We start from the raw sequence: 26,105 nt of genomic DNA on the forward strand, positions 1-26,105 counted from the left end.
GAGACAGGGGCGTGGGGCTAGTGTACAGGAAACCCGCCGCTCATCCGGCCCGCCGCCAGGCCAGCGGCTCGCCCGCCCGCAGTGGAACCAGGGTTTCTGCGCCGAAGGGGAAGCTTTCCGGTGCCCGCCATGCCCGGCGTTCCAGAGTGACCGTCCCCTGGTTGCGCGGCAGTTGGTAGAAATCCGGGCCGTGGAAGCTGGCGAAGGCTTCCAGCTGGTCCAAGGCGCCCGCCGCCTCGAAGGCTTCGGCGTAGAGTTCCAAGGCGGCATGGGCGGTGTAGCAACCGGCGCAACCGCAGGCCGATTCCTTGCCCCCGCGTGGATGCGGGGCGCTGTCGGTGCCCAGGAAGAATTTGGGATTGCCCGAGGTGGCGGCTTGTAAAAGAGCCAGCCGGTGGCTTTCCCGCTTGAGGACCGGCAGGCAATAGAAATGCGGGCGCACGCCGCCCACCAACAGCGCGTTGCGGTTATAGAGCAGGTGATGGGCGGTCAGGGTCGCGGCGATGCGCGGTCCGGCGTCGCGCACGAACTCCACGCCCTCGCGGGTGGTGGCGTGCTCCAGCACGATGCGCAGGCCGGGGAACCGCGCCGCCAGCGGTATGAGGTGCCGGTCGATGAACACGGCCTCGCGGTCGAAGATATCGATGGCGGGATCGGTCACTTCGCCATGTACCAACAGGGGCAAATCGTGCGTTTCCATGGCTTCCAGTACTGGATAAAGGGCTTCCAGGCTTTTCACCCCGGCATCGGAGTGGGTGGTCGCGCCCGCCGGATAGAGCTTGAACGCCACCACGGCGGGTTCTGCGGCGGCGCGGCGGATTTCGTCCGGGGTGGTGGTTTCGGTCAGGTACAAGGTCATCAAGGGCTGGAACCCGCTGCCCGCGGGCAAGGCGGCCAGGATGCGCCCGTGGTAGGCCAGGGCGTCGGCCACGGTGGCGACCGGCGGTTTCAGGTTGGGCATGACGATAGCGCGGGCGAATTGCGCCGCCGTGTGGGCCACGACGCTGGCGAGCGCCGCATCGTCGCGCAGGTGGAGGTGCCAATCGTCGGGGCGGGTGAGGGTGAGTGTCTGCATGGTAATGTCGGCGCTTTTTGAGGAGGGCTTATCTTACAGGAACGGATAGAGTGCCAAGTTTGGAGCCGTGTTCAGCGGTGCCGCGCGGATTGGAAGACGACCGGGTTGCCGGTCGGTGGTCGCGGGACGTTTCTCGCGCCGCGGTGAACGCGGTCTCAACCTACCACGAACAAAACCCGCCCGAACCCGCTAAAATCCCCCCGCTTCCAGGTGCCGCTTTGGCGCCCGCCTTGCCATCAGCCGAATTCCAAACCCGTGAACGCGACTACCCACGAACAGATTGCCCTCAAGGATTTCACCGAGAAGGCGTACCTCGATTATTCCATGTACGTCATCCTCGACCGCGCCCTGCCCAACATCGCCGACGGGCTCAAGCCGGTGCAGCGGCGCATCGTCTACGCCATGTCGGAACTGGGGTTGTCGGCCCAGGCCAAGTACAAGAAATCGGCCCGCACCGTGGGCGACGTGCTGGGTAAATACCATCCGCACGGCGATTCCGCCTGCTACGAAGCCATGGTGTTGATGGCGCAGCCGTTTTCCTACCGCTATCCCTTGGTGGACGGGCAGGGCAACTGGGGTTCGCCCGACGATCCCAAGTCCTTCGCCGCCATGCGCTACACCGAGGCCAAGCTGACGCCCTACGCCCAAACCCTCTTGGCTGAATTGGAACAGGGCACGGTGGAATGGGTGCCCAATTTCGACGGCACCTTGGACGAGCCGGCCCTGTTGCCCGCCCGGCTGCCCAATGTGTTGTTGAACGGCACCACCGGCATCGCCGTCGGCATGGCGACCGATATTCCGCCGCACAACCTCCGGGAAGTGGTCGAGGGCTGCGTGCTATTGCTCGACCAGCCCGAAACCACGCTGGAAGAACTCTGCGAGGTGATCCGCGGTCCCGATTTCACCACCGAGGCCGAGTTGGTCACGCCCCGCGACGACCTCCTGCGCCTGTACCGGACCGGCAATGGTTCGGTGCGCCTGCGGGCGCGTTGGGAAGCGGAGGAGGGCAATATCGTCGTCACCGCCTTGCCGCACCAAGTCTCCGGCAACGACATCATGGCCCAGATCGCCGCCCAGATGCAGGCCAAAAAACTGCCCATGGTCGAAGACCTGCGCGACGAATCCGACCACGAGAACCCCACCCGCATCGTCATCATGCCCAAGGGCCGCAAGGTCGAGGCCGAACCCTTGATGTCGCACTTGTTCGCGACCACCGACCTGGAACGCAGCTACCGGGTCAACCTCAACATGATCGGCCTCAACGGCAAGCCCCAGGTCAAGAACCTCCGCGCCATCCTGGTGGAATGGCTGCGATACCGCACCGCTACCGTGCGCAAGCGGCTGGAATTCCGGCTGGACAAGGTCGAGGCCCGTTTGCATCTCCTGGCGGGCTTATTGATCGCCTTCCTCAATATCGACGAGGTCATCGCCATTATCCGCCGCGAGGACGAACCCAAGCCAGTGTTGATGGCGCGGTTCGGCCTGAGCGAGCTCCAGGCCGAAGCCATCCTCGACATCAAACTGCGCCATCTCGCCAAGCTGGAGGAAATGAAGATTCGCGGCGAACAGGCCGATTTGGAACAGGAGCGGGCCATGCTGCGGGCGACCCTGGATTCGCCGGATAAGCTCAAGGCGCTCATCAAGCAAGAGCTACGGCAGGACGCCGAGCGCTACGGCGACGCTCGCCGTTCGCCCATCGTGGCCCGGCAGGCGGCGCAGGCCTTGGACGCGACCCAGGTCATCGCCAGCGAGCCGGTCACGGTGATCCTGTCGGAAAAAGGCTGGGTCCGCGCCGCCAAGGGTCATGACATCGATGCCGCCACCTTGGCCTATCGTTCCGGCGATAGCTTCCTGATGGCCGCGCCGGGGCGCAGCAATCAACCGGCCTATTTCCTGGATTCCACGGGCCGCAGCTACGCCGTGCCCGCCCACGAATTGCCCTCCGCCCGTACCCAGGGCGAACCTTTAACTGGTCGGCTCAATCCGCCGCCGGGCGCGGTGTTCAAAACCGTGCTGACCGGCGGCGACGAGGACTGGTATCTGCTGGCGACCGACAGCGGCTATGGCTTCCTGACCCAGCTCAAGGAGCTATACACCAAGAACCGCACCGGCAAGCTGGTCCTGACCCTCCCCGAGCATGCGGAAGCCTTGCCGCCGCTGCGGGTGCTGGCACCGGACACGGAGGCCGTGGCCGTGGTGACGGCGCAGGGCCGTTTGCTGGTGTTCCCGATGACGGAGATTCCGGTGTTGGCCAAGGGCAAGGGCAATAAGCTGATCCAGGTGGAAGCCGGGGATTTGGCGGCGCGGCAGGATTATGTGCTGCATCTGGTGGCCTTGCCGCCGGGCGCGGGGCTGAAGCTCTATTGCGGCAAGCGCCATATCGGTCTGTCGCCCAACGATCTCGCCCATTATCAGGGGCTGCGGGGCCGCAAGGGCAATCATCTGCCGCGGGGGTTCCAGCGGGTGGATCGGGTCGAGGTGCAGGTTTAAGCGGGGCGTTGCCCGCCCGCTATCGGGACGTGATCGAATTCAAACAACAGGGAGGGCCGTATGCCGCTTTTCTACTCGAACAGCCATTTCTACCACACCCTGATGGGCATCACTTACCGCCACCATCGCAATGAGCGGTTCCGGGCGGTGGCGCGATGGATACCGGAAGGGGCCGATGTCCTCGATGTATGTTGCGGCGACGGGGCGTTGAGCCGGTATTTGCCGGAAGCCACCCGCTATCGCGGCTTGGACCGGAGCCCGGCCTTTTTGCGGAGCGCCCGGCGGCGCGGCAGGCCGGTGGAATATTTCGATGTGGGCGACGGACCCTTGCCCAAATCCCAGGTCGTGGTGTGCCAGGTCAGCCTGTACCAGTTCCATCCGCGGGTGGACGAGATGCTGGCCCGGTTGTACGCGGCGGCGCAACAACGCCTGATCGTCTCGGAATCGGTGTGGAGCCTGACCCGCTCCAAACTGCCGGGGGTCGCGCCGGTCATCGCCTGGGCCATGCGGACGGAAGGCATGGCGGATGGGTATTTCCGCTTCACGCCGGAGGCGCTGGACCGCTTGTTCGAGGCTTACCGGCCCGCGCTGCGCCATAGCGGGGCGATTTGCGGCGGGATGGATCGGTTGTTCGTGTTGGATAAGGCGGGTGCGCGTCCCGTCGCGGCGGAATATTGAAACGGGAGGTTTAGGTTATGGCTAGCAATATCAACGAGCGCGAGGCATTCGATTTGCCGTCTTGGCGGTTCCGTATCGCCAATCTGGGCTGCGTGGAATCGGGCGAGCTTGAGGTGAAGCCGCTGACTTTGCTGTGCGGGCCGAATAATACCGGGAAGACTTGGGTGATGTATGCGTTGTATGGGTTTTTGAAATACTCTATCCCGCCGAACCCCCCGATTTTTCCGGGGTTGGAATTCATTTTTGAAGGGCTAAAACATAAAAAAGTTATTTCTTGGGATTTAGAGGCGTGGGTTCGCAAATATGCAGATGAGTTGATTGAGTTAATTAATGCAAATACGAGGCAAAGATTTTCTGGTATTTTTCATTCTGGCGATGAATTTTTTTATGGTAGTCGCTTTGATTGGGGCGTGAATGCAGAGGCATTTGTTAAATATGCAGTTCGCACACGTTTAGATTTTGAACATTCTGGTGTGGTGCTTTTTAAGCCATCTAATAATGGCGTAGCTAAGTTGGCGATTGACGGCGATAGGGCGATTGATTTTTTAATATATCCGACTTTATCTGCGGCATTGCTTGGTTTTTTGTCGGGCGTAGTGTCTGGCGGGAATAGGTTTTTGATACCGACTGAGCGTAACGGATTGAATCTTTTTTTTCGTGAATTGGTTGGCTTGCGTACTGCACTCTTGCATCCATCTAGTAGAGGGTCGGGATCGTTTCTAAAATATATCGAGAATTTATCTAATTATCCTGAGCCTATAGCAGACTATATAAATTGGTTGAGTTGGGCTGGGTTATGGGAAATCGATGCTGAAAATAGGGGGGGTAAAATTTTTGAGGTGGCAGAGCGGGTTAAAATGGTTGCTGGTGGGCGTTATGCTAAAGACGGTGAAGGTAATGTCTGCTTTATGCCAAGTTTAACGGATAGCGCCCCCAAATTGGCTTTGCATTTAGCATCGTCCACGGTAAATAGCCTCTTCCCGCTCTGGTTCTACCTGGAACACCAAGCCAAACCCGGCGATGTCCTCATGATCGACGAACCGGAATTGAACCTGCATCCCGCCAACCAACGGGCGGTGGCGCGGCTCTTGGCGCGACTGGTCAATGCCGGTATCCGGGTGGTATGCAGCACCCATAGCGATTACATCGTGCGCGAGATCAATTCCCTGATTATGCTGGCCCGCCCGCATCCGCAACGCGCCGCGCTCATGCAGCGCTTCGGCTACGAAGAAGAGGAGATTCTAAGGCCGGAGCAGGTCGGGGCGTATGTATTCGAGAACGGGCATATCGCAGCCATGCCGATTACCGAAGATGAAGGTATCTCAGCCCAAACCTTCGACCAGCAAATCCACGAACTCAACGAAACCAGCGACGAGATTTATTACACCTATCGGGATAATGGCGGGGAGGCGGCGGGTGGGTAATTTGGTGAGTTGCTTCCAGCGCTTGATCCACCCCGATTGGCTATTGGAGCGCAACGGGGGCGAATGGTTATTGCGGGAATCCCAGGCCGGTGCGGATCAGCATGGTTTATTGAGGATTTCCGGCGGGCCATCCTTGGCTTTCTCGTTGGATAAGCCCGGTGCCGATCCCTGGCCGTTCATGAAGGCGGAACAACTGCCGGGTATCCGCAAGGTTTCCGATGCGTTGGTGTTGCTCGAAAAAGCCGGGCAGACTTATGTTTTCGCCATCGAAATGAAATCGGACAACGAATCCAAGGCGCTCCGCCAAATCCACAATGCCCGTTTGTTCACGCATTGGGTGCTGGGCTTGCTGCAATCGCACCGCCATTGGCAGGGCGATTATGGGTTTTGCGGGATTATCAGTTTCGCGCCGCGCAGGCAAGAACGCAGAGGCGTGACTTCAAGGGCGGCGGCTTTGCCCAAGCCGACCCAGAGCCACGGTTATCCGGTGTTCCGCCTGCATAACCACCCCCGCCTGAATCTGATGGATGTGCTGGAAAGCTTGGCTGGGGCTTCGGATGTCCGTCCCTAAGCGCCTTCACACAACCGTCACCGTCCAAAGGTGACGGCCCCGCCCCGGAAAAGCTTACAGTCCGCGCTTTTTTCCAAGGGGAATCCCACCATGTCCATCCGCACCACCCTCGCCGCCGGGCTCGCCCTGCTCGCGCTCGCCACCGGCACCGAAGCCGCCACCAGCCGCCCCTCCTGGCTGGTGCAGAAAATCTACGCCTACAACCATCCCTTCGCCGCCAACTTGCCAGGGGAGTTGGCGACCAAGATGGACAAGATGACCCAGAGCGCTTTCTACTTCTACCGGGGCACGGCCCATCTGTTCTACACCGATATGGCGAACACAGCGGCTTGGCCGACCTCGTATTTCAGTAATTACCTAACCGACGGGGCGTGGCTGGAAGGCGATATGCATATGCAGAACCTGGGCGGTTTCCGCGACGCCAACGGCAACGCGGTGTTCGACACCAATGATTTCGACGAGGCTTATTGGGGGCCCTATGTTTGGGATATCCGCCGCATGGCGGTCGCCATCGTCCTCGCCGCCAAGGAAAACGGCATTGCCAGCAGTGACCGCCAATCCCTGGTCAAGAATTTCGTCGATGCCTACCTCACCCAGATCGCCGCCTTCAAGGGCAACGACAACGAGAAGACCTGGCGCCTGACCACGGCCAACACCAACGGCGTGGTCAAGGATGCCATCCAGGCGGCGGATGCCAAGACCCGTTCCAACCTCCTGGCGAAATACACCGCCGTGACTTCCGGGGTGCGTCAATTCGTGGCGTCCAGCACCTTGCAACTGGTCAATGCCTCGACCCTGTCCGCCCTCAACGCGGCCATGCCCGGCTATATCGCTTCCATCGCTGCTTCCAAGCGCTATGCCAATAGCTTCTACACCCTCAAGGGCGCGGCCCTGCGCTTGGGCGCGGGTACTGGCAGTCTGGGGCGCTACCGCTATTACCTGTTGATCGAAGGGCCGTCCACCGCGACCAGCGACGACGTGATTCTGGAGATGAAGCAGGAATCCGACAGCGCGGTTGCCATCGCCGCGCCGGGCACTATGCCGGCCTCGGCCTATGGCTATCACAACGGTGTCCGCGTCGCGATGAGCCATAAGGCCTTGCTGAACAACGCCGATGTGTTGGTGGGTTCCACCAGTATGAACGGCATGGCGTTCTACCTGCACGAGCGTTCGCCGTACCAGGAGGATTTCGATTACACCTTGCTGACCACCTACACCAAGTTCAACGACGCGGTGAAATACATGGGGCAGGGGGTGGCGAAGAACCACGCCCTGGCGGACAAGGATTACGATTCCACCCTGATCGCTTCCAGCATGGATAAGGAAATCACCGATGTGATCGGCGCGAACGGCTCGGCCTTCAAGACCGAAATCCTCAACTTCGCCCTGGGCTATACCGCCCAGGTCGAGCAGGATTACGTCGATTTCGTCGCCGCCAAGAACAGCGGGGCCACCTTGTACTGAGGCGGGTTCACCCGCCGGGCAAGCGCCGCCGCAAGAAATCCAAAGCCAACGCGGCGGCACCCAGCCGCTTGCGCTGCGGATTGCCCGAAACCACCCGGCTTTCCTGCCACAGCCGGTTCGATCCGGCCAGGGCGAAATGCACCGGGGCGGGGCCGGAACCTTCCTTGAGCGCGTCCGGCTCGGCCAATTGCACCAGCGCGAAATCCGCCCCGCTCCGCGCCAGGGCCATCACGGCCAGGGTGGCGGCGACCCGCGGGCCGTCGCCTTCCGGTTTCCCGCCTAGCCAGCGGTGCAGGGTTTCCGGGGGGGATGCGGCCAGCGTACCCAACAGCCATTCCCGCCCCGCGCAGCGGCTCGCCAACAGCCCGCCGCTCGCCGCCTCGACGATGAACAACTTGGCGCGGCGGGCGTCGAGATTCTTTCCGGCCACGGCTTCGAGGCCGCTGCCGGGTTCCTCGTCGCCGCCGATGGCGTAAACGGCTTCCCCAATCGCCGCCATGGCCCGCCGCACCGTGGCTTCCCGTTGCTCCTCCGGGCAAGCCGCCGGGAACAGCAATTTCACCTGGTTCTCCGGCCCACCGGCCCGGAAACCCAAGCGCACGCCGGGCGGTAGTTCCACCGGCTCCAATAGCTCCTGCAAGGCCGATTCGCCGACGCCGACGGTGCGGAGGATCACCAGCTTTTCGGGGGCCAAGACGTAGCGCCGCGCCAAATCCGGTTTCACCCAGTGTCCGAACATGGCTTTCATCTCGGTCGGCACGCCCGGCATGAACACGAAGCGGCAACGCCCGGCCTGCACCGCGAAACCGGGGGCCGTGCCCCACAGGTTGTCCAGCCGTTCCGCGCCTTGCGGTAACAAAGCCTGTTTGCGGTTGACGGCGGGCATGGGCCGACCCGAGCGGGCGAACCAAGCTTCGATCTGGCGCAGGGCTTCCGGGTCTTCCACCAAGGGCAGGTCGAAGGCGTGGGCGACGGCCTCGGCGGTGAGGTCGTCGCAGGTCGGCCCCAGGCCGCCGCTGCACAGGCAGAGGTCGGCGCGGGCCGAGATTTCGCGCAACAGGGAAACCAAGGCGTCGAGCCGGTCGCCCACGGCGCTGTGGCGGGCGATGTGGAAACCCATCGGCACCAGTTCCCGCGCCAGCCAGGCGGCGTTGGTGTCGGCGATTTCGCCGGTGACGACTTCGTCGCCTTGGGAGAAGATTTCGGCTAGGGGTGGGGTCATGGCGGGCTATGGGGATGGGCTATGGAGAGTTGGATTATCCTGTATGCGCTGCATGTGGGCCAGCATGGAGGGCGGGGTACCGCTCCAGGCCCAAGCGGGATGATAGTGAAAGGCCCGGCCCGTCGCATGAAACGCGGATGGCGTTGCGCAGCGTTGCGTAGGCAACATATTGAAACGAGTCATGCCCCTTTTCTCCCGCCATCCCATCCCATCGATCATTGGCCGGATTCCCGGTTCCACGCCGCGCCGGGCTTTGGCACGGAGCTTGTCTCTTTCTCCGCCATCAGCGCCGCCTGTCGTCACAGGCCCACCCCATTGGAGCAGCACCATGATCTTCCGCCAACTCTTCGAAGCCGATACCTGCACCTACACCTACCTTTTGGGCTGCGAACGCACCCACCGCGCGGTCTTGATCGACCCCGTCGCCAGCGAGTTGGAAACCTACGCCCGTTTGCTGGCCGAACTCGGCCTGACCCTGGTCTATACCCTGGAAACCCATGTCCACGCCGACCACATCACCGCGTCCGGCCTGCTGCGCGAGCGCTTCGGCAGCAAGAGCGTGGTCCATCGCGACGCCGGGGCGATGTGCGCCGACCTGTTGGTGACCGATGGCGTGCCCTTGCAGGTGGGCGACCTGGAATTCCGGGTGCTGCACACGCCCGGCCATACCGGCGGCTGCGTGAGCTACGCCATGGTCGACCGGGTGTTCACCGGCGACGCCTTGTTCATCGGCGGTTGCGGACGCACCGATTTCCAGCAGGGCGATGCCGGACGTTTGTACGACAGCATCCAGCGCCAGCTTTTCAATCTGCCGCCCGACACCCTGGTCTATCCCGGCCACGATTACGCCGGTAACACCGTCTCCACCATCGGCCAGGAAAGGGCCAAGAATCCCCGGCTCGGCAACGGCAAGACCCGCGAGGAATTCATCGGTCTGATGCGGGCCTTGGATTTGCCCTATCCCAAGTACATCGACCAAGCCCTGCCCGCCAACCAGGCTTGTGGCCGGGCGCCCGTGCCGCGCCAGGGGTGATGGCTTGCCTTGATGGCCGACCGGGGAGCCGGAGGTGGATATGGGCTTGATGCTGGGTTTGGCGGGGGTGATCGGCTTGTTGCTGGGCTTGCTCGGCGGCGGCGGGTCGATCCTCACGGTGCCGGTGCTGGTCTACGTGGCGGGACTCGATCCCAAGACCGCCATCGCGACTTCGCTGGTGGTGGTGGGCACCACCAGCCTGGTCGCCATGGTGGGCCATGCGCGGGGCGGGCGGGTGTGCTGGAAGAACGGCTATAGCTTCGGGCTGGCCGGGATGGCGGGGGCGTATGGCGGCGGGCGGCTGGCGGCCTATGTGCCGGGGCATATTTTGTTGCTGCTGTTCGCCCTGGTCATGCTGGCGACGGCGGCGGCGATGCTCAAGGGCCGGGGGCGCGAAACCCAGCCCCATACCGGCGGGCCGATCTGCCCCCGGCGTTTGAACCTGCCCGCCGTGTTGTTCGATGGCTTCCTGGTCGGCGCTTTGAACGGGCTGGTCGGGGTGGGCGGCGGTTTCGTGATCGTGCCGGCCTTGAACCTGTTGGGCGGCTTGCCCATGCACGCGGCGGTGGGGACTTCGCTCCTGGTCATCGCCATGAATTCGGCGGCGGCGCTGGCGGGCTACGCCAGCCATGTCAGCTTCGATCCGCATTTGGTGATGCTGTTCACCGGGGCGGCGGTGGTGGGGAGCGTGGTCGGCGGCTGGCTGTCCAAGCGGATCAGCGGCAACGCGCTCAGGCGCGGCTTCGGGGTGTTCGTCATCGCCATCGCCGCCTATTTGCTCCACCGCGAATTGAGTTGGGCGGTGGTGGACGAGGTCCGGCGGGTGGTGCTGGAACACCGGGATTTCTTCTGGGGTTTGATGACCGCCCTCGCCATCTTGGCGTTATATTGGCTGCGGGGCTTGATCCACCACCACCGCCCGCTGGGCGGGCAGGCGCGTTGATGCCCTGGGGCGCGGGGCGGTTCCCGCTCCGTTTGCATAACCATAACGATCTTCGCACGACACCATACCCATGAACACCAGACTCTTTCCCTGTATCGCCCTGGCTTTGTCCCTGGCCGCCTGCGGTCCCGCCTCCACACCCGGAACCGCGGGCGGCGGCGGCGAGGCCAAAATCGTGGGGCTGGTCCTCACCGAGGACGGGCCGGCCCGCCAGGGCCACATCGAAGCCAAAGACCGCGACGGTGCCGTGGTGGCCCAGGCCGACATCGGCGGTGACGCCCATTACAGCCTGAGAATCCCGGCGGGCGTGGCCTATCCCGTGGTGCTGAGCGCCACGGCGGCGGGGGCCGCGGCTCCGTTGAAGGCCGCCGTCACCAGCGATCTGGTTGCCGACCAGGATATCAGTCCCGTCACCACCTTGGTGGTCGATACCGCCCTGGGCCTGGGCGGACTGACCGAGGCCAACCTCGCCAAGGCCGCCGGGGCCGCCATCGCCCAGCGCAAAAGCTCGGGCGGTTCCGGCGGTTCGGCGGGTTTCAAGGGAGATTCCACCCAACAATACGGCGGCTGGCATTAAGTCCGGTCCGGTGCGGCTTGGGGGCCGGCGGCAGCCGCGATATGGTCACGGGTTCCGCCCAACGCCGTGTCGCGCCTTTTTTGCCGGGATTGGCTATGCTTCGGAGGTTCCGAACCTATCCCCATCCCTATGAACAGCGGCCCTGGTTCACCTTCCTCCCCTTCCACAGAGCCTCCGGGCGATCCGCCGGAGCAGTCCGGCCCGTCCGGGCAAGAGTCGGGTTTTTGCTGCGCCATCGTAAATTCCATACCGGCCCATATCGCCGTGCTGGACCATGACGGCATCATCGTCGCGGTCAACGAGTCCTGGATGCGTTTCGACCGGGACAACAGCGGCGATTCCCGCCCGGACGCGGCGGCTTGGGTCGGGACCGATTATCTGGCGGTTTGCGCCGCCTGCTCGGAGGGCGATGGGTTTGGCGATGTGCAGGAGGCCGAAGCGGCCCGCGCCGGTATCCTGGCCGTGCTGCGCGGGGAAAGCTCCGGCTTTTCGATGGAATATCCCTGCCATTCGCCCACTCAGCGCCGCTGGTTCCTGATGAGCGTCTCGCCCTTGTGTTCGGAGCGGGGCGGGGCGGTGGTGTCGCACACCGATATCACGGGGCGGGTGCTGGCCGAGTTGGCGCTGGCGGAGGCGGCGGAGAGCAAGCGCATCCTGTTCGAGCAATCGCAGGATGGTATCGCGGTCCTCGATACCGACTGCCGGGTGATCGAGGCCAATGCCCGCTTTGCCGCCATGCTGGGTTATACGCAGGAGGAATTGGTCGGGGTTCCGGTTTGGTCCTGGGACGACCAGTGGCGGACGCAGGAAGCTTTGTTCGCCCATTTCGCCCAATCCTTCGACCAGCAGCAACTATTCGAGACCCGCCATCGGCGCAAGGACGGTGGGGTCTACGATGTGGAAATCCTGTCCATTCCTTCGGCCTGGCGCGGCCAGTCGGCGATATTCACCATCTGCCGCGACATCAGCGGGCGCAAGCTCGCCGAGCGGGCCTTGCGCGAAAGCGAGGAGCGGTTCCGCCAACTCGCCGAGCGGGTGCCGGATATTTTCTGGATCACCGAGTGGCCGGAGCGGCGGGTGGCCTATGTCAGCCCGGCGTTCGAGGCCATCAGCGGGCTGTCCAGGGAAGCCCTGTACCAAGATTCCGAAACCTGGTTCCAAGCGGTCCATCCCGAGGACCAAGCCAGGGTCCGGCGCGAGTTCGTGGCGGGACTCAAGGCCGGGTGCTTCGATATCGAATACCGCGTCGTCCGCTCCGACGGCGATATCCGCTGGGTCGAGGATAGGGGTTCCCCGGTGCGGGACGCGGCGGGCCGGGTCTACCGGGTGGTCGGCATCGTGCATGATGTCACCCAGCGCCACCGCATGATCGAGGAACTGGACCGCCACCACCACCACCTGGAGCATCTGGTGGCCGAGCGCACCGAGCAGCTGCGCGAGGCCAACCGCGCCCTCCTGGTCCACGCCGAGGAAATCGCCGACCTCTACAACAACGCCCCCTGTGGCTACCACTCGCTGGGGTCGGACGGCGCCTTCATGGCGGTCAACGATACCGAGCTGGCCTGGCTGGGCTATGGGCGCGAAGAGGTGTTGGGCAGGAATTTCGCCGAATTCCTGGCCCCCGCCAGCGCCGAATTGTTCCGCGCCACCTTTCCCGGTTTCAAGCGCACCGGGCGGGTCAAGGACCTGGAATACGACCTGGTGTGCAAGGATGGCGGCGTCTTGCCGGTGCTGTTGAGCGCCACGGCGGTGCGCGACGCCGCGGGAGCTTATTTGATGAGCCGCTCGATCCTGTTCGACAACCGCGAGCGCAAGGCCCGCGACCAGGAGATCGCCCAGCTCAACGCCGAACTGACGCGCCGTGCCGCCGAGGCCGAGGAGGCCAGCCGCGCCAAAAGCGTGTTCCTCGCCAATATGAGCCACGAAATCCGCACGCCCATGAGCGCTATCCTGGGGCTGGCCGATCTGTGCCTCGCGAGCGGGCCGGGCGAGCGCCAGCGCGATTACCTGGAGAAGATCAGGCGGGCGGCGGATTCGCTGCTCAGGATCATCAACGACATCTTGGATTTCTCCAAGATCGAGGCCGGCAAGCTGACCCTGGAGACCATGGAATTCGGCCTGGAGCCGGTGCTGGACAACCTCGCCACCCTGTTGGCCGGCCAGGCCAAGGAGCGGGGTTTGGAATTGATCTTCGACGTCGACGACAACCTGCCCCAGGTTTTGGTGGGCGATCCCTTGCGGCTGGGGCAAATCCTGGTGAACCTGGTCAGCAACGCCATCAAGTTTTCCGAACGCGGCGAGGTGGTGGTGGCCCTGGACCTGGAAGCCCAGCACGGGCGGGAAGTGGAGTTGCGGGTGGCGGTGAGCGACCAGGGCATCGGCTTGACCCCGGAGCATCGGGCCGTGTTGTTCTCGGCTTTTTCCCAGGCCGATTCCTCGACCACCCGGCGTTTCGGCGGCACCGGGCTGGGGCTGGCCATCAGCAAGCGCCTGGTGGAAAGCATGGGCGGGCGGATCGGGGTGGACAGCGTGTTCGGACGGGGCAGCACTTTTTATTTCACCGTGCGCCTGGGGCTGCCGGGGCAGGAGGCCGCGCCCCGGCCCGAGACGTGGCGGGCGCGGTGCCGGGGGCGGCGGGCCTTGCTCATCGACGGTAGCGCCACCGTCCGCCGGGTGCTGGCGAAGCGCCTGGCCGGGCTGGGCATGGTGGTCGATGCCTATGCCTCCATCACCGCCGCCTTGGCGGCGGTGGCCGACGGCGGAGCGCCGGAGTATCTGTTCGCCTTGGTCGCTCTGGACCCGCCCGGCCTGGGCGGAGTGGAAAGCCTCCACCGGTTCTGCCGCCGGCTCGGGTTGGGTGCGATCACCCATTTCATTCCCATGGCCGCGCCTTCGGCGGTCCCGCCGACCTGGGAGGGCGGCGGGACCGCGCTCACCAAGCCGGTCACGTCTGGCCATTTGCGCGAAATCCTGCGTGGCCGCCTGGGCTTGGCGCGGGAACCCGTACACGAGGTGCCCTGCGGCGGCGATACCCTCGCCGAGTTGGCCGCGCCCTTGGCCGGAGCCGATATCCTCCTGGTCGAGGATACCGAGATCAACCGCGAAATGATGGCGGATATCCTGGAAAACCTGGGAATGCGGCCCCGCGTGGCCGGGAATGGCCGCGAAGCGCTGCGGGCGGTGGCGCGGGCCGTGCCCGAGGCCGTGCTGATGGATTGCCAGATGCCGATCATGGATGGCTACGAGGCCACCCGCGAACTGCGCAAGCAGGCCCACCTGCGGGCACTGCCGATCATCGCGCTCACCGCCCACGCCATGGCCAACGACCGCGAGCGCTGCCTGGAAGCCGGGATGAACGCCTATCTGTCGAAGCCGGTGGATATTCCCCAGTTGATCCGGGCGCTGGCGCAATGGGTGCGGCCCAGGGCGCGGAGCGGCGTTCCGGCGGGCGTATCGCCGCCCGCCGCCGGTTCTGTTCCCCCGCCGGACCTGCCCGCGGTTTTGCCCGGCATCGACCTCCAGGCCGGTTTGGAGCGCACCGGCGGCAACCCGCCGCTTTACCTGCGCCTGTTGCGTAAATTCCGCGATAGCCATGGCCGGGATTTCGAGCGCGATTGCCGGGCCGCGCTGGATGCCGGGGAGTTCGGCACCGCCCGGCGTCTGGCGCATTCCCTCAAGGGCGTGGCCAAGTCGTTAGGGGCCGAACCCCTGGGCGAATTGGCGGCGCGCTTGGAGACCGCCCTGGCCGATAATGGGCCCACCGCCACCATGGAGGCAGACCTGCGGGCGCTGTGTGAGGAACTGGGCGGTGTGGCGCGGGGTTTGGCGGTTTTGGAGGAGGATGGGCGGGATTCCGCCGGGACCGCGCCGCCCGACCGGATGCGCCTGCGGGCCGAATCCGGGCGTTTAACGGCGTTGTTGCTGGCCCACGATGTCGCGGCCATTCCCTGTTTCAAGGCGTTGTCGCCGCTGTTGTCCAGCCATCCGGATAGCGGCGCGGTCGCCGATATCCAACGTTGTCTGGACCGCTACGATTTCGAGGGTGCCCTAATGCGCCTGCGAAAAGTTACTATGCTTGAGTTTTGAAAGCGTTGGGGATTTTGCCGATATTCACTTTCCGGTTTCGCCGGACTTACCCATGGAGAAGCCAAGGCCCGTGTCCGGGAAAGGGTATTTATGATCCATTCCACAAAAGCGGCTCCTGCACCGGAATACCCGGTATTTATACGGTGCCTGGGGTTTTCTGGGATCGGCGATGTTCCAGCCCACGCGTATGGGGCCGGGACTGGGTTCCGGGAGGCGGGCGGGGTGTCCCCAACGAGGGACGGATTGGCGTCGCCGCCAATGTCTACGACGCCTGGGCAGTGTCCGCTCCCACCGGCGGGCTTGGCTTTCCGAGAACGCCATAGCCTATATCCCAGCCCAGGCGGCGCAGGTTTTTGATCCATCCCTGGTGCCACCCTTCGTCGGACTGATGCCGGAATTACTCAGAATCGGGGCGTGGTCCCAATAGCCGCTGTGGCGTTTGCGTTGGGGTATTTTGTTAATATGGAATGGATATATCCGCTTTTATACAGTCGTTGGGCAATGCCTTGAACGCGCCTTTTTAGGAACCCCGGACCCAATCACAGGAATATGCTATGACAGCCGCACACGTACTCTTGGTCGAGGACGAGGAAATTATCGCCACCATCATCACCGAATTCCTCGGTTCCAGAGGTATCCAGGTGAGCGCCGTGGCGGATGGGGAACAGGCTTGGGCCTTGTTGCGGGGCGGCGATCCACCTTATGAAACCATCCTGTTGGACCGGGACTTGCCGGGGATCAGCGGCATGGAATTATTGCAGCGGATCAAAACCACGGCCCAGCTCAGCCAGATTCCGGTGGTGATGGAAACCTCCAGCAATGACGCCAAGAGTATCCAGGAGGGTTTGGACCGGGGGGCTTATTATTATCTGACCAAGCCGTTCCAACCCGATGTCCTGCTCGCCATCGTCAACGCCGCCGTCGGACAGTACCGGGATTACCGGCGGATGCGGGAAACCCTGGAAAAAGCCGAGCGGACCTTGCTGTTCATGGAATCTGGGCGGTTCCGCTTCCGTAGCTTGGCGCAGGCGCAGGCGCTGGCCGGAGGGCTGGCCCAGGCCTGTCCCGAACCCTTGCGGGCGGCGGCGGGCTTGCAGGAGTTGCTGATCAACGCGGTGGAGCATGGCAATCTCGGCGTTTCCTACCAGGAGAAATCCGCATTGATCCTGGCCGGACGCTTGCAGGAGGAATGCGAGCGGCGGTTGGGCTTGCCGGAACACCGGGACAAGACGGTCGAGGTCGTGGTGGAGCGCGGGGCCGACCGGCTGAGTTTCACCATCAGCGACCAGGGCGCGGGCTTCGATTGGCACAAATACCTGGATTTCGATCCGGGGCGCATTTTCGACCCCAATGGCCGGGGTATCGCCCTGGCCCGTAAAATCAGCTTCGACCAGGTGGACTATCTCGGCGATGGCAGTACCGTGCAGGCCGTGGTCAAGCTCTAATCCTTCCCTTCCTACTCCGCTTCAGGATTCCCTCATGACCCCATCGATCCGCCGCGCCGAGCCGCGTGATATGGACGGACTCGTCCGCCTGCTCGAAACCCTGTTTTCCATCGAGGCCGATTTCGCCTGCGACGCCGATAAGCAGCGGCGCGGCCTGGAACTGTTGATCGCCAGCGCCAAGGATTGCGTGTTGGTGGCGGAGTCCGGGGGTGGGGTGGTGGGCATGTGTTCGGTGCAGGGGGTGGTGTCCACCGCCGAAGGCGGGCCGGTGGGCTGGGTGGAGGATGTGGTGGTGGCCCCGGATCACGCGGGGCGGGGGATCGGTCGCCAGTTGCTGGCGGCGGCGGAGGCCTGGGCGGTGGAACAGGGCTGGACTCGGTTGCAATTGCTGGCCGACCGCAATAACGCGGCGGCTTTGGGATTCTATGGGCATTTGGGGTGGGGGCGCACCGAACTGGTGGCGCTCAGGAAATATCCCGGTTGACGGGAACCCGCGGGGTCCGGTTGGCGTGGCAGCCGGACCCCGCGGGATTTTATGCCGGGCGTCCTTTGGAGCGGTGCCCAGGCGCGGTTACTTGGCGGTCACGTCCACCTGGACCTGGAAGTTCGCGCTGTGCTTGGCGGCTGCGTAGTCGTTGCCGCCGATGACGAAGGTCAGCGCGTTCATGGTGTTGTCCTTCTTGTCCAACTTGACCGTCTGGGCAACGATGACTTTCTTGAGGGGGGAGGCTGGTGCGGAACTAACGGCTTCCAAGCCATGGCCATCCAGGGTCGACCACCAGTTGCGGTAGTTGCCGCTGCCGACCGGGTCTTCATAGCTCTCGTTGGGCTGGAAGGCGTTGGGATACCAGTGGCTCTGGGCGCTGGTCTGGTCGACCCCGCGCCATACGGTGGTGGCGGGCACCAAGTCGTCGTCGGCGTCGGCCACGTCGTGGTTGCCGTCGTCCAGGCGGCTCACGCTGATCCTCACGGTGGCGCGGGTGTAGCCCGCCGCGCGCAGGGCGGTCAGGTCCACCAAGCCCCATTTGCTGTTATGGGTCCAACCCAGCAGGGTCTTTTCGCCGTCGCCGTTGGCGTCGTAGTTGAGGTCGCCGAACCAGGACTTGGAGGCGGTCTTGCCCACGGTGGAGGTGATCGTATCGCCCAGGACCGGCAGTACGTCGTCGCTCTTGGCCGAGGCCGAGCCGCTGCCGTCGAAGTAGAAGCCCAGGTGATAGGGAATGCCCACGCCGCCGGAACTCGGCAGCAGGTAGACCGTGGGTTCCCCGGCCTGGGCGGACATGGAAAACACGGAGGCGGCGGCCAGAACGGAAGCGCAAAGGAAATGATGTTTGCTCATGGGTTTCTCGAGTCAAAAATTGTTATGTGGAAACCAGGGGCGTGCCCATTCGGCCCGCAGACCCGGTCCTTGCTGATAACACAAGAAACGTACCATTAGTGGTCGCTGATAAAACAAGGGCTTGGTCCGGGCCGAACGCTCCATGACCGTATAAATCACGTGTTTTATTGGGTTTTATGCCGCATAGTCCGTTGGGGGCATGTCCGGCGTGCCCGCGGCAATCGGGCCACCCGCCGTCCGGGGCCTGCCGGACCGGCGGGCGGCACCGCTGGCGATGGGATAGGGGAAATGACATGAACCCTTATTCATTCCACTATGTCGGTCCGTGCCGCCGTCCGCAGGGCCAGGGCTTGGTTGAGGAGGTCGTTGCGGGGGGCGTCGGAGGCTTCCCGGCGAGCCTGTTTTTGCAGTTGGTAGGCTTGTTCCAGCTTGGCGAGCGCGTCCGGGAACGGGATGAACACCCCACCGCGTAATACCTCGATGGCGTCCTGGGTTTCCGCCATCGCCAGATGGACCATCTGCCCGGCCTGGGGCTGCGGCAGGGCCAGGGCTTTGGTGTCGAGGGCGTTGGCGCTGCGGATGTTCTCCAACACGTTGATGGACCTCAGGAACAAGGCCACGGCCTGGACCTGCGAGGAATCGATGCGGGTCTGGCGGTTGGCTCCTTTGGAGGTGAACGCGCCGGGCGAATTGTTGAAGCTGTCGGTGTTGTAATAGGCCACCGCCTCTTCCAGGGTGGCGACGCTGTTGTTGTGGAAGAACGGGGCGGTGTCGGCGGCTTCGATCAGCGAGGGCGTGTTGAAGCGGTTCAGGCGTGGGTGGGCGGCGGGCCGGACTCCGCGGGGATCGAGGCTGCCGTCGCTGTAGCAGGCCCGGTCGAAGTCGGGGCCGCAATCGGTCTGCAATTGCTGGCCGAAGCCGCCGTCGTAGGCCACGGTGGGGTCGGCCAGGTGATGGAGCTGGTCGCGCATCCGCTCGACCCCGGTGTCGCGGGTCGGGTTGGCGAGGGTGGTCGAACTCATCGCCCCGGCGTTCATATGGCAGCCATTGCAATTGGCGCTCTGGCCGAACACCGGCTGTTGGCCGGCGTCCATCGGGTTTTGCTTCTGGTCGAACAGCGCCTTGCCGCGTTCCACCATCGGTGATTTGAATTTCAGCGCGGCCAGGATCACCTCGGAATCGCGGCCCAGGGACAGCATGTAGGCTTCCAGGGCGTCGAGTTCGGCCTCGGTGGGCAGGCGGAAATCCACGCCCTCGACCCGTGCCAGCGTACGCGGCAGATGCTGGCGCACCGCGCCCTTGGCGAAATCGCGCAGCGAACCGCCATCCGGGGCGCCATCCTGCGACCAACCGATGGCCTGGGCTGTTTGGCCGCTTTGCTCGAAATAATCCGAATCCTCCTGGAATTCCCCGCCCATGGCCTTGGTTTCGAACCCGAGCGAGCTGGACAGGGCCAGCAAATGCGGGGCGCCGCGCATCACGCCGGGCTTGTCGAAGCCGTCCACATTGGCGAGGAACAAGCCGAATTGCCGCAGCAAGGCCGGTTTCTCCAAATCCTTGAGGGCGGGGTTGGTTTCCGCCACGAACAAGGGGTCGGTGGGCGGCAGCTTGGCGATGTATTGGGGATCGATGGTGTGGTTGTGATCGGGCCGGTGGCAGGTGGCGCAGGTCCGGCCATTGCCGCCGAAGGTTTCCTTGGTGAACAGCCTACGGCCCTGGGCGATCAACTGCTCCAGGCTGGGTTTGTTGCCATCGGCCGCCATCGCCACCTTGGGCAGCAGGAAATCGAAGGCCGGGGACATGGGGGCTGGCTCCGCGCCGGGCGGGCCGATCCGCGCCGCCGTCCAGGCCTGGACGGTGTAGCGGAGCCGCTGGAACAGGTTGGGCGAACCCGCCAACAAGCCCGCGGCGGCGGGATCGTCCCCGGCCCGGACCACGGCGATGGCATCCAGGGTGAAGCCGGCCTGGCGGTCGCGGTCCAGGCGGGTGGAGAGCGCGAGCCTTTGCCCGTCCGGGGTCAGGGTGCCGAGTTTGAAGGCGGCGGGCCGGGCCGGGGCGTGGCGGTCGAGCAGCCAAGCCTCGTAGGCTGTGCCCGCCGGTAGTCCCGTGGCTTCGACCCGCATCCAGCCATCGGCCAAATCCAGCGTGGCCCGCCCACCCGCGTCGGCGCTGGATTTCGACAAGGCCCAGGTGGGCGTCAGTCCCACGGCCATCCGCCGGTTTCCTTCTTCCCGGTGGCCCGCTTCCCAACGGTTGAATAAACGGCCCAGGGTGGCGGGATCGCCATGGCCGGTGAACAGGGGTTCGGGGCTGCGCGGGGCGAACAGGGCGAATGCCCAAAGGCCGGCCAAGGCCGCGGTGACGAGTAGTTTTTGATGCTTCATGGCGATATCGGTGTTTCGGGGGGCTGAGGAGGCGCATATGCCTGGATTGGTCCTGCCGGGAGCCGGGTCTGGCGGGAAGGGTGGCTATGTCGGATAGCGGAGGCTTATCCCATACATCCAGTGCGGGCAATCCGGGAGCAATAAGCGCACCAAGGGATGGGAACGGGGGTGGATCGGGATTCGCCGTGGGAAGTGGGATGCGTGTGGGGTTGGCGGTGGCGGGCGGGGTCGGTTCCTCTGGCAAGCGCTTCAATGCATATGGCATTTGGCGCAAATTGACTGGGGTATGCGGCGCATGGCGCGATCATGCGGGATACTTGGGTGGCGCTCGGGGGATAACCCCGCCCGGTGGGTTGAGGCTGTTCCGCCGTGTTTTGCCGTGCGCGGCCCGCCGTTTCTGTAGCCAGCGGATCAGGCCGATCAACGCCAGGAACAACCCCAGCCAGAGATGCACCTTCAACCACAGCTTGCGGCGGGCCTTGAGCCGGGCCAGCCGCAAGCTATGGCGTCCAGCGGGCCGATCCCGCCGAACCGCTTCGGGGCCTTGTCCAGCTCGTGCTTGCCATCGCTTTTCCCCTGCGCCCGCTTAAAACTCCACCCGCACCGAACCCAGGAAAGTGATGGGCTGGCCTGCCGTGATGCCCACAGGACCGCTGGAACTGGCGTAGTAGGTCTTGTCGAGCAGGTTGTAAACGTTGAACTGGGTGGTGATTTTCGATCCGAGTTGTTTGAAGCTGTAGGCGATACTGGCATCCCAGCGCGTAAAGCCCGGCAATTGGAAAGAGTTGGCGTTGTCGCCTTGGCGCTGGCCGCGGGCGAAGACCCCGGTCCCGATGCTCAAGCCCTCCAAAACCCCGGCGTCGAATTCATACTTGGTCCACAGGTTCCCCGAATTCAGAGGCACCCCCATGAGTTGGTTGCCTTCGTTGCCACTGTTGTCCTTGGTGATCTTGGCATCGGTATAGGCATAACTACCGAGCAGGCTCCAGTTCGGCGTCAGCTTGCCGGTGAAATCCAACTCCACGCCCCGGCTACGCGCTTCGCCGACCGAAACGCTGAAGCGGATATCGTTGGGATCGGGCGTCAGGATGTTGCGCTTGGTGATGTCGTAAAACGCCAGCGTCGCGTTCAGGCGCTGGTCGAACCATTCGGTCTTGATGCCGACCTCGCCCTGCTGGGCGGTTTCCGGGGAGAACGGCTGGCCACTGGCGGATTGGCCACCATTGGGCGTGCCGAAGGACTCCACATAATTGCCATAGACCGACAACCACGACCAAGGTTGATACAGGACGCCGACCCGCGGGTTAAAAGCATCGTCGTTGACCGGGGTCATCTGTATATTGCCAAAGGAGAGGTTGGAGAACCCCGTGCTATATTCCGCCCAGTTATAACGTCCACCGCCCAGGATATGCAGCTTGTCCCATAGGGTGATTTGGTCCTGGAAATAAATTCCATACCAAGTTTCATCTTGTTTATAGAAAAAGTTATTAGGCAATTGCTTGATGGCGTCGGTATTCGCGACCACCAAGCTGTTGTTTGGATTGTAAATATCGATAGGCGGTACCAGGGACGAATAGTCGCTGTAACTGTTCCCGGAACTTTGGTTGAACTGGAAGAAGTCGAAACCCACCAAAACCTCATGCCGTGCTATGCCGGTGGCGAATTTACCCACGAGGTCCAGATTGGTGGTGTAGGTGGAACGGTTCTGTTTGACATGGTTATCCAGCCCCCTGACCAGGAATTGGTCGTTTTCCATATTGGAATGCCAGAGGCTGGGTTGAAAATAGTCAGCGGAGTTGTACAGGAACCGGTTGGTGATATGCCAATCCTCGTTGAACTTGAAGGTCCAATCTATTCCAACTAGGTATCTCAGGGCAATCGCACGAAGGAAAGCTTGACAGCATAGGGCCATAAGTGGTTGATGGCGGGTCTTTGCCTTGGACAAGGAGCCCCGATGGAAACCGCCGAGAAGAAGCCGCTGCTGGAGCATTTCGCCGACCTGGAAGACCCGCGCACCCGCCAATCCCGACATGATTTGAAGGAGTTGCTGCTGGTGGCGGTCTGCGCGGTATTGAGCGGAGCGGACGGCTGGGCGGCGGTGGCGTTGTGGGGCCGGGCCAAGCTGCCGTGGCTGCGGCGGTTCCTGCCGTTCGAGAACGGGGTGGCCTCGCACGACACGTTCGGACGGGTGTTCGCGCTGCTGGACGCGGCGGGATTCGAGGAGCGGTTCATCGCCTGGATGGGCGGGGTGTGCGGGGCGCTGGCGGGGCTGCAAGTGGCCATCGACGGCAAGACGGCCAAGCGGTCGAAGTCGGCGGGCGGGAAGGCGCTGCACTTGGTGTCGGCGTATGCCCATGGGCTTGGGCTGGCGTTGGGGCAGGTGAGGACGGCGGAGAAGTCGAACGAGATCACGGCCATCCCGGAGTTGCTGGACGCCCTGCTGCTCAGGGGCTGCGTCGTGACCCTCGACGCCATGGGCTGCCAGAAGGCCATCGCCGCGAAGATCGTGGGGCAGGAGGCCGACTACGTGCTGAGCGTGAAGAACAACCAGCCCGGCCTCGCGGCGGCCCTGGACGGCTTCTTCGACGAGGGCGGGCGCGACGGTTGGGAAGGCAGGCCCCACACCCACGCCGAATGGGTGGAGAAGGACCATGGCCGGATCGAAACCCGCCGCTGCGTGGTCGCAGAGGATGTGGACGGACGGGTGGACCGCGCCGACTGGCCGGGGGTCAGGACGCTCGCCATGGTCGAGGCCATCCGCGAGGTGGGCGGGACCACCAGCCGCGAGCGGAGGTATTACATCAGTTCGCTGAGCGTGGACGCCGCCCGTATGGGCGAAATCGTGCGGGGACACTGGGGCGTGGAGAATGGCCTGCACTGGTCTTTGGATATTGCCTTCGGCGAGGACCAGGCCCGGATGCGCGAGGGCAACTCGGCGGAGAACTTCTCCATCCTGCGCCGCATCGCCCTCAACCTGCTCCGCCAGGACAAAACCACCAAGGCCGGCATCAAGAACCGGCGGTTGCTGGCCGGATGGAACGACGAGTACCGCCAACATATCCTCGGAATTCAAACACTTGCTTGATGCGATTGCCCTGCTAGGTATCTGTCCTGGGTGCTGGGGTTGTATTGGGACCAGCGGTCGTCCAGGTAGCGGCTGATGGGGATTTGCGCCGGACGGTTGCCAACGGCGGGAATGCCGCCGTCCTGGACGAAGCTGTAATGCTGATATTCAAAATCCAGGTTGACTTCCAGCGGGTCGATGGGCCGCCAAGTCAGCGAAGGTGCCACCAGCAGGTTTTCCTGCGAGACGAAATCCCGGAACGAATCGTTGCTGCGGTAGGCGATGTTGGCACGGTACAGCAGGGAGCCATCGTCCAGCACCGGGCCGGTGGCATCCACCGTGGTGCGGTATAGGTTGTAGGAACCGAATTGCTGTTGCACCGAGTAGTACGGTTGGTCCAAGGGCCGCTTGGTGACCAGATTGACCAAACCACCGGGTTGCAAGCGCCCGAACAATACCGCCGCCGGGCCTTTCAGGACTTCGACCTGGCTCAGGTTGGCGGTTTCCAGGGCCGACAGGTTGGTCAGCCGCAGGCCATTGCGGTAGATATTGTTATTGGTATCGAAGCCGCGGATGTTGAAGTTAACGTAGAAATCATCGGCGGATTGCACGCCGCTGACGTTTTTCACGGCGTCCTTGATGTCGATGACCTGCTGGTCGTCCATCACCTGCCGGGGCACCACCTGGATCGACATCGGCGTTTCCATGATCGGCGTGTCGGTCTTGGTCGCCGTGGTCGATCGGGGGATGTAGTAGCGCTGGCGCAGTTCCTGTTCGGCTTGGTAGCGGGGATGGGCATAGCTGTCGCTGACTTCCACGGTGCCCAGGGAAACCGGGCCGCTGTGCGGTTGCTGCTCCGCGCCGGAAACGGGCGTCCCGGCCGGCTTGGCGGCGGGTTCCAGGGCCACGGTGTTGTCGCCCACGACCTTGGCCTGCAAGGGGGCCGCGGCCAGCAGCAAGTTCAGGGCTTCCTCGCGGGTATGCCGCCCCTGCACGCCGGGGCTGCTCTGGTGTTCGGCCAAGGCCGCGTCGTAGACGATCTGCCAGCCATCGACCGCCGCGAGCCGGTTCAGGGCGTTGCCCAACGCACCGGGAGGAATGGCGTAGTCTTGGGTATTCGAGGCCATGGATGCCAAGGGGAACAGGCCGGTCAGGGCCAGGACCAGCGGGGACCGGGCTTGGAGGGGGAAATTCATCGGGGGGTCTCCTGTGATGGCTGTTGCGGGTGTGTCTCCGGGTGAAGACGCGCCACGGCGGCAATCGAGGAGGTCGATGGTGAAAAAAATCAGTGGTGGATCAACACCAGCCATTCGCCCAGCCGGGTGGAACGCAGGCCCAGCGAGCGCTCCAAGGCGTCCACCGCCGCCAGCGGCGGCGCGGTGTGGAACACGCCGCTGACCCGGCGGTCGGCGAGTCCTGGGTCGGCGAGCAGGATACGTCCGCGCCGCGCCCGGTTCAGGCGGGCCACCACCTCGCCCAGGGGTTCGTCCTGGAACACCAGGAGTCCGCGCCGCCATGCCCCCGCCAAGGCGGGATCGACCCGTTCCACCGGACCCGGACCGCGTGTCGAGACCGAGACCCGCTGGCCCTCGCCCAGATCGACCGCCACCCCGGTCGCGCCGCGCACCGCCACGCGATGCTCGAACACGGTGACTTCCACCTTGTCGTCCCCGCGCCGCACCTCGAACGCCGTGCCCAGCGCGGTGGCCGACACCCCGTCGGCCAGTACCCGGAAAGGCCGGGCGGGGTCGGGCGCGACTTGGAACCAGGCTTCCCCCGCCAGCAACTCCAGTTCCCTGGCGTCGGGCCGGTCGTGCAGGGCCAGGGCCGAGCGGCTGTTGAGCTGGACTTTGGAGCCGTCCGGCAACTCGAACAGGCGGGTTTCGCCCGCCGCGGCTTGGTAGTCGGCCCGCCAATCGACCAGCGGATCGGTCCCGGCCAGCACCGCGAGGGCGAGGGCGGCGGCGAGGCCCGGCCAGCGCCAGGATGGGGACGGGCGGGGCTTGCGGACGGGCGTGGGCGGCGGGACGTTCCGGGGGGATGCCGCGGCTGGAGGAATGGATGGGCGCAATGCGTCCAATTCGCCCCAAAGCCGTTCCACCCGCGCGAAGGCTTGCCGGTGGGCGGGATCGGCGGCCAGCCAGGCCTCGAAAGCCGACCGCTGCTGCGGGGACAAGCCGCCCCCGTCGAGTTTCACCCACCAGGCACCGGCCTCGTCGGCCATCCGCTTCACTCCATCCACCTGCGCCTTCATCGCCTTGCTGTCCTCGTTTGATTAGGCCGCGCATTGTAAGGCGCATGGCCCCGCCG

At 64.0% G+C, this 26,105-nt stretch carries 20 protein-coding genes; 12 read left to right on the top strand and 8 right to left on the bottom strand.

Features of this window, described 5'->3' with window-relative positions; translation table 11 throughout:
- Positions 1 to 40: 40 nt before the first annotated feature.
- Positions 41 to 1,075 (bottom strand): dihydroorotase, encoded by a 1,035-nt coding sequence (pyrC, locus tag B9N93_RS04560; protein ID WP_085211295.1) that lies wholly within the window; start codon positions 1,073 to 1,075, stop codon positions 41 to 43.
- A 255-nt stretch (positions 1,076 to 1,330) separates the two neighbouring features.
- On the opposite strand from pyrC, the gene parC reads away from it, so the two are divergent.
- The 5 genes from parC to B9N93_RS04585 all read left to right on the top strand — a co-directional run bounded on the left by parC (position 1,331) and on the right by B9N93_RS04585 (position 7,702).
- Positions 1,331 to 3,565: a DNA topoisomerase IV subunit A gene (gene parC / locus B9N93_RS04565; protein ID WP_085211297.1), complete on the top strand. Its 2,235-nt coding sequence runs from the start codon at positions 1,331 to 1,333 to the stop codon at positions 3,563 to 3,565.
- A 60-nt stretch (positions 3,566 to 3,625) separates the two neighbouring features.
- Entirely contained in the window at positions 3,626 to 4,243 is a 618-nt protein-coding gene (locus B9N93_RS04570; protein ID WP_085211299.1) for a class I SAM-dependent methyltransferase, read from the top strand.
- A gap of 17 nt (positions 4,244 to 4,260) precedes the next feature.
- Positions 4,261 to 5,667, top strand: coding sequence for an AAA family ATPase (locus B9N93_RS04575; protein ID WP_085211301.1), 1,407 nt, complete (start codon positions 4,261 to 4,263; stop codon positions 5,665 to 5,667).
- Positions 5,660 to 6,238 carry a hypothetical protein gene (locus B9N93_RS04580; protein ID WP_139826510.1) on the top strand — a complete coding sequence of 193 codons (579 nt, stop codon included), beginning with the start codon at positions 5,660 to 5,662 and terminating at the stop codon, positions 6,236 to 6,238. Before B9N93_RS04575 ends, B9N93_RS04580 begins: the two co-directional genes overlap by 8 nt.
- Before the next feature lie 90 nt (positions 6,239 to 6,328).
- Positions 6,329 to 7,702: a DUF2252 domain-containing protein gene (locus tag B9N93_RS04585; RefSeq protein WP_085211305.1), complete on the top strand. Its 1,374-nt coding sequence runs from the start codon at positions 6,329 to 6,331 to the stop codon at positions 7,700 to 7,702.
- Positions 7,703 to 7,709: 7 nt separating this feature from the next.
- On the opposite strand, the gene B9N93_RS04590 is transcribed toward B9N93_RS04585, so the two are convergent.
- On the bottom strand, positions 7,710 to 8,924 hold the full coding sequence (locus tag B9N93_RS04590) for a molybdopterin-binding protein (protein WP_085211307.1): 1,215 nt from the start codon (positions 8,922 to 8,924) through the stop codon (positions 7,710 to 7,712).
- Between the two features lie 328 nt (positions 8,925 to 9,252).
- On the opposite strand from B9N93_RS04590, the gene B9N93_RS04595 reads away from it, so the two are divergent.
- The 6 genes from B9N93_RS04595 (at position 9,253) to B9N93_RS04620 (ending at position 17,492) form a co-directional block, all read left to right on the top strand.
- Positions 9,253 to 9,957 carry an MBL fold metallo-hydrolase gene (locus tag B9N93_RS04595; RefSeq protein ID WP_085211309.1) on the top strand — a complete coding sequence of 235 codons (705 nt, stop codon included), beginning with the start codon at positions 9,253 to 9,255 and terminating at the stop codon, positions 9,955 to 9,957.
- 40 nt (positions 9,958 to 9,997) lie between these two features.
- Positions 9,998 to 10,900 (top strand): sulfite exporter TauE/SafE family protein, encoded by a 903-nt coding sequence (locus B9N93_RS04600; protein ID WP_085211311.1) that lies wholly within the window; start codon positions 9,998 to 10,000, stop codon positions 10,898 to 10,900.
- A 70-nt stretch (positions 10,901 to 10,970) separates the two neighbouring features.
- Complete coding sequence (locus B9N93_RS04605; protein ID WP_085211313.1) at positions 10,971 to 11,477, top strand: hypothetical protein; 507 nt, start codon at positions 10,971 to 10,973, stop codon at positions 11,475 to 11,477.
- 129 nt (positions 11,478 to 11,606) lie between these two features.
- Positions 11,607 to 15,563, top strand: coding sequence for a PAS domain-containing hybrid sensor histidine kinase/response regulator (locus tag B9N93_RS04610; protein WP_085211315.1), 3,957 nt, complete (start codon positions 11,607 to 11,609; stop codon positions 15,561 to 15,563).
- Positions 15,564 to 16,117: 554 nt separating this feature from the next.
- Positions 16,118 to 17,008, top strand: a complete 891-nt coding sequence (locus B9N93_RS04615) for a response regulator (protein ID WP_085211317.1) — start codon at positions 16,118 to 16,120, stop codon at positions 17,006 to 17,008.
- A gap of 34 nt (positions 17,009 to 17,042) precedes the next feature.
- Positions 17,043 to 17,492 carry a GNAT family N-acetyltransferase gene (locus tag B9N93_RS04620; protein ID WP_085211319.1) on the top strand — a complete coding sequence of 150 codons (450 nt, stop codon included), beginning with the start codon at positions 17,043 to 17,045 and terminating at the stop codon, positions 17,490 to 17,492.
- An 87-nt stretch (positions 17,493 to 17,579) separates the two neighbouring features.
- Here the strand turns inward: B9N93_RS04620 and B9N93_RS04625 are convergent, their stop codons facing one another.
- The 4 genes from B9N93_RS04625 to B9N93_RS04640 all read right to left on the bottom strand — a co-directional run bounded on the left by B9N93_RS04625 (position 17,580) and on the right by B9N93_RS04640 (position 22,763).
- Entirely contained in the window at positions 17,580 to 18,347 is a 768-nt protein-coding gene (locus B9N93_RS04625; protein WP_085211321.1) for a hypothetical protein, read from the bottom strand.
- A gap of 305 nt (positions 18,348 to 18,652) precedes the next feature.
- Positions 18,653 to 20,731: a hypothetical protein gene (locus tag B9N93_RS04630; protein WP_085211323.1), complete on the bottom strand. Its 2,079-nt coding sequence runs from the start codon at positions 20,729 to 20,731 to the stop codon at positions 18,653 to 18,655.
- Between the two features lie 304 nt (positions 20,732 to 21,035).
- Positions 21,036 to 21,230, bottom strand: a complete 195-nt coding sequence (locus B9N93_RS04635) for a hypothetical protein (protein ID WP_085211325.1) — start codon at positions 21,228 to 21,230, stop codon at positions 21,036 to 21,038.
- A gap of 87 nt (positions 21,231 to 21,317) precedes the next feature.
- Complete coding sequence (locus tag B9N93_RS04640) at positions 21,318 to 22,763, bottom strand: TonB-dependent siderophore receptor (protein WP_085216171.1); 1,446 nt, start codon at positions 22,761 to 22,763, stop codon at positions 21,318 to 21,320.
- Here B9N93_RS04640 and B9N93_RS04645 point away from each other — a divergent pair.
- Positions 22,686 to 23,816 (top strand): ISAs1 family transposase, encoded by a 1,131-nt coding sequence (locus B9N93_RS04645; protein WP_085211327.1) that lies wholly within the window; start codon positions 22,686 to 22,688, stop codon positions 23,814 to 23,816. The genes B9N93_RS04640 and B9N93_RS04645 overlap by 78 nt on opposite strands.
- On the opposite strand, the gene B9N93_RS04650 is transcribed toward B9N93_RS04645, so the two are convergent.
- Both B9N93_RS04650 and B9N93_RS04655 read right to left on the bottom strand, forming a co-directional pair.
- Entirely contained in the window at positions 23,801 to 24,991 is a 1,191-nt protein-coding gene (locus B9N93_RS04650; RefSeq protein WP_176225123.1) for a TonB-dependent siderophore receptor, read from the bottom strand. The genes B9N93_RS04645 and B9N93_RS04650 overlap by 16 nt on opposite strands.
- An 89-nt stretch (positions 24,992 to 25,080) precedes the next feature.
- Positions 25,081 to 26,049 (bottom strand): FecR family protein, encoded by a 969-nt coding sequence (locus B9N93_RS04655; RefSeq protein WP_085211331.1) that lies wholly within the window; start codon positions 26,047 to 26,049, stop codon positions 25,081 to 25,083.
- Positions 26,050 to 26,105: the final 56 nt, after the last annotated feature.

It is taken from the genome of Methylomagnum ishizawai (assembly GCF_900155475.1).
In the GTDB taxonomy this organism is placed as follows: Bacteria; Pseudomonadota; Gammaproteobacteria; order Methylococcales; family Methylococcaceae; genus Methylomagnum; species Methylomagnum ishizawai_A.

Coding starts and splice junctions, on each gene's coding strand:
- B9N93_RS04650 (WP_176225123.1), bottom strand. CDS start 24,991: ATGAATTTCCCCCTCCAAGCCCGGTCCCCGCTGGTCCTGGCCCTGACC.
- B9N93_RS04600 (WP_085211311.1), top strand. CDS start 9,998: ATGGGCTTGATGCTGGGTTTGGCGGGGGTGATCGGCTTGTTGCTGGGC.
- B9N93_RS04655 (WP_085211331.1), bottom strand. CDS start 26,049: ATGAAGGCGCAGGTGGATGGAGTGAAGCGGATGGCCGACGAGGCCGGT.
- B9N93_RS04615 (WP_085211317.1), top strand. CDS start 16,118: ATGACAGCCGCACACGTACTCTTGGTCGAGGACGAGGAAATTATCGCC.
- B9N93_RS04590 (WP_085211307.1), bottom strand. CDS start 8,924: ATGACCCCACCCCTAGCCGAAATCTTCTCCCAAGGCGACGAAGTCGTC.
- B9N93_RS04570 (WP_085211299.1), top strand. CDS start 3,626: ATGCCGCTTTTCTACTCGAACAGCCATTTCTACCACACCCTGATGGGC.
- B9N93_RS04575 (WP_085211301.1), top strand. CDS start 4,261: ATGGCTAGCAATATCAACGAGCGCGAGGCATTCGATTTGCCGTCTTGG.
- B9N93_RS04630 (WP_085211323.1), bottom strand. CDS start 20,731: ATGAAGCATCAAAAACTACTCGTCACCGCGGCCTTGGCCGGCCTTTGG.
- B9N93_RS04640 (WP_085216171.1), bottom strand. CDS start 22,763: ATGTCGGGATTGGCGGGTGCGCGGGTCTTCCAGGTCGGCGAAATGCTC.
- pyrC (WP_085211295.1), bottom strand. CDS start 1,075: ATGCAGACACTCACCCTCACCCGCCCCGACGATTGGCACCTCCACCTG.
- B9N93_RS04585 (WP_085211305.1), top strand. CDS start 6,329: ATGTCCATCCGCACCACCCTCGCCGCCGGGCTCGCCCTGCTCGCGCTC.
- B9N93_RS04620 (WP_085211319.1), top strand. CDS start 17,043: ATGACCCCATCGATCCGCCGCGCCGAGCCGCGTGATATGGACGGACTC.
- B9N93_RS04595 (WP_085211309.1), top strand. CDS start 9,253: ATGATCTTCCGCCAACTCTTCGAAGCCGATACCTGCACCTACACCTAC.
- B9N93_RS04605 (WP_085211313.1), top strand. CDS start 10,971: ATGAACACCAGACTCTTTCCCTGTATCGCCCTGGCTTTGTCCCTGGCC.
- B9N93_RS04610 (WP_085211315.1), top strand. CDS start 11,607: ATGAACAGCGGCCCTGGTTCACCTTCCTCCCCTTCCACAGAGCCTCCG.
- B9N93_RS04625 (WP_085211321.1), bottom strand. CDS start 18,347: ATGAGCAAACATCATTTCCTTTGCGCTTCCGTTCTGGCCGCCGCCTCC.
- B9N93_RS04645 (WP_085211327.1), top strand. CDS start 22,686: ATGGAAACCGCCGAGAAGAAGCCGCTGCTGGAGCATTTCGCCGACCTG.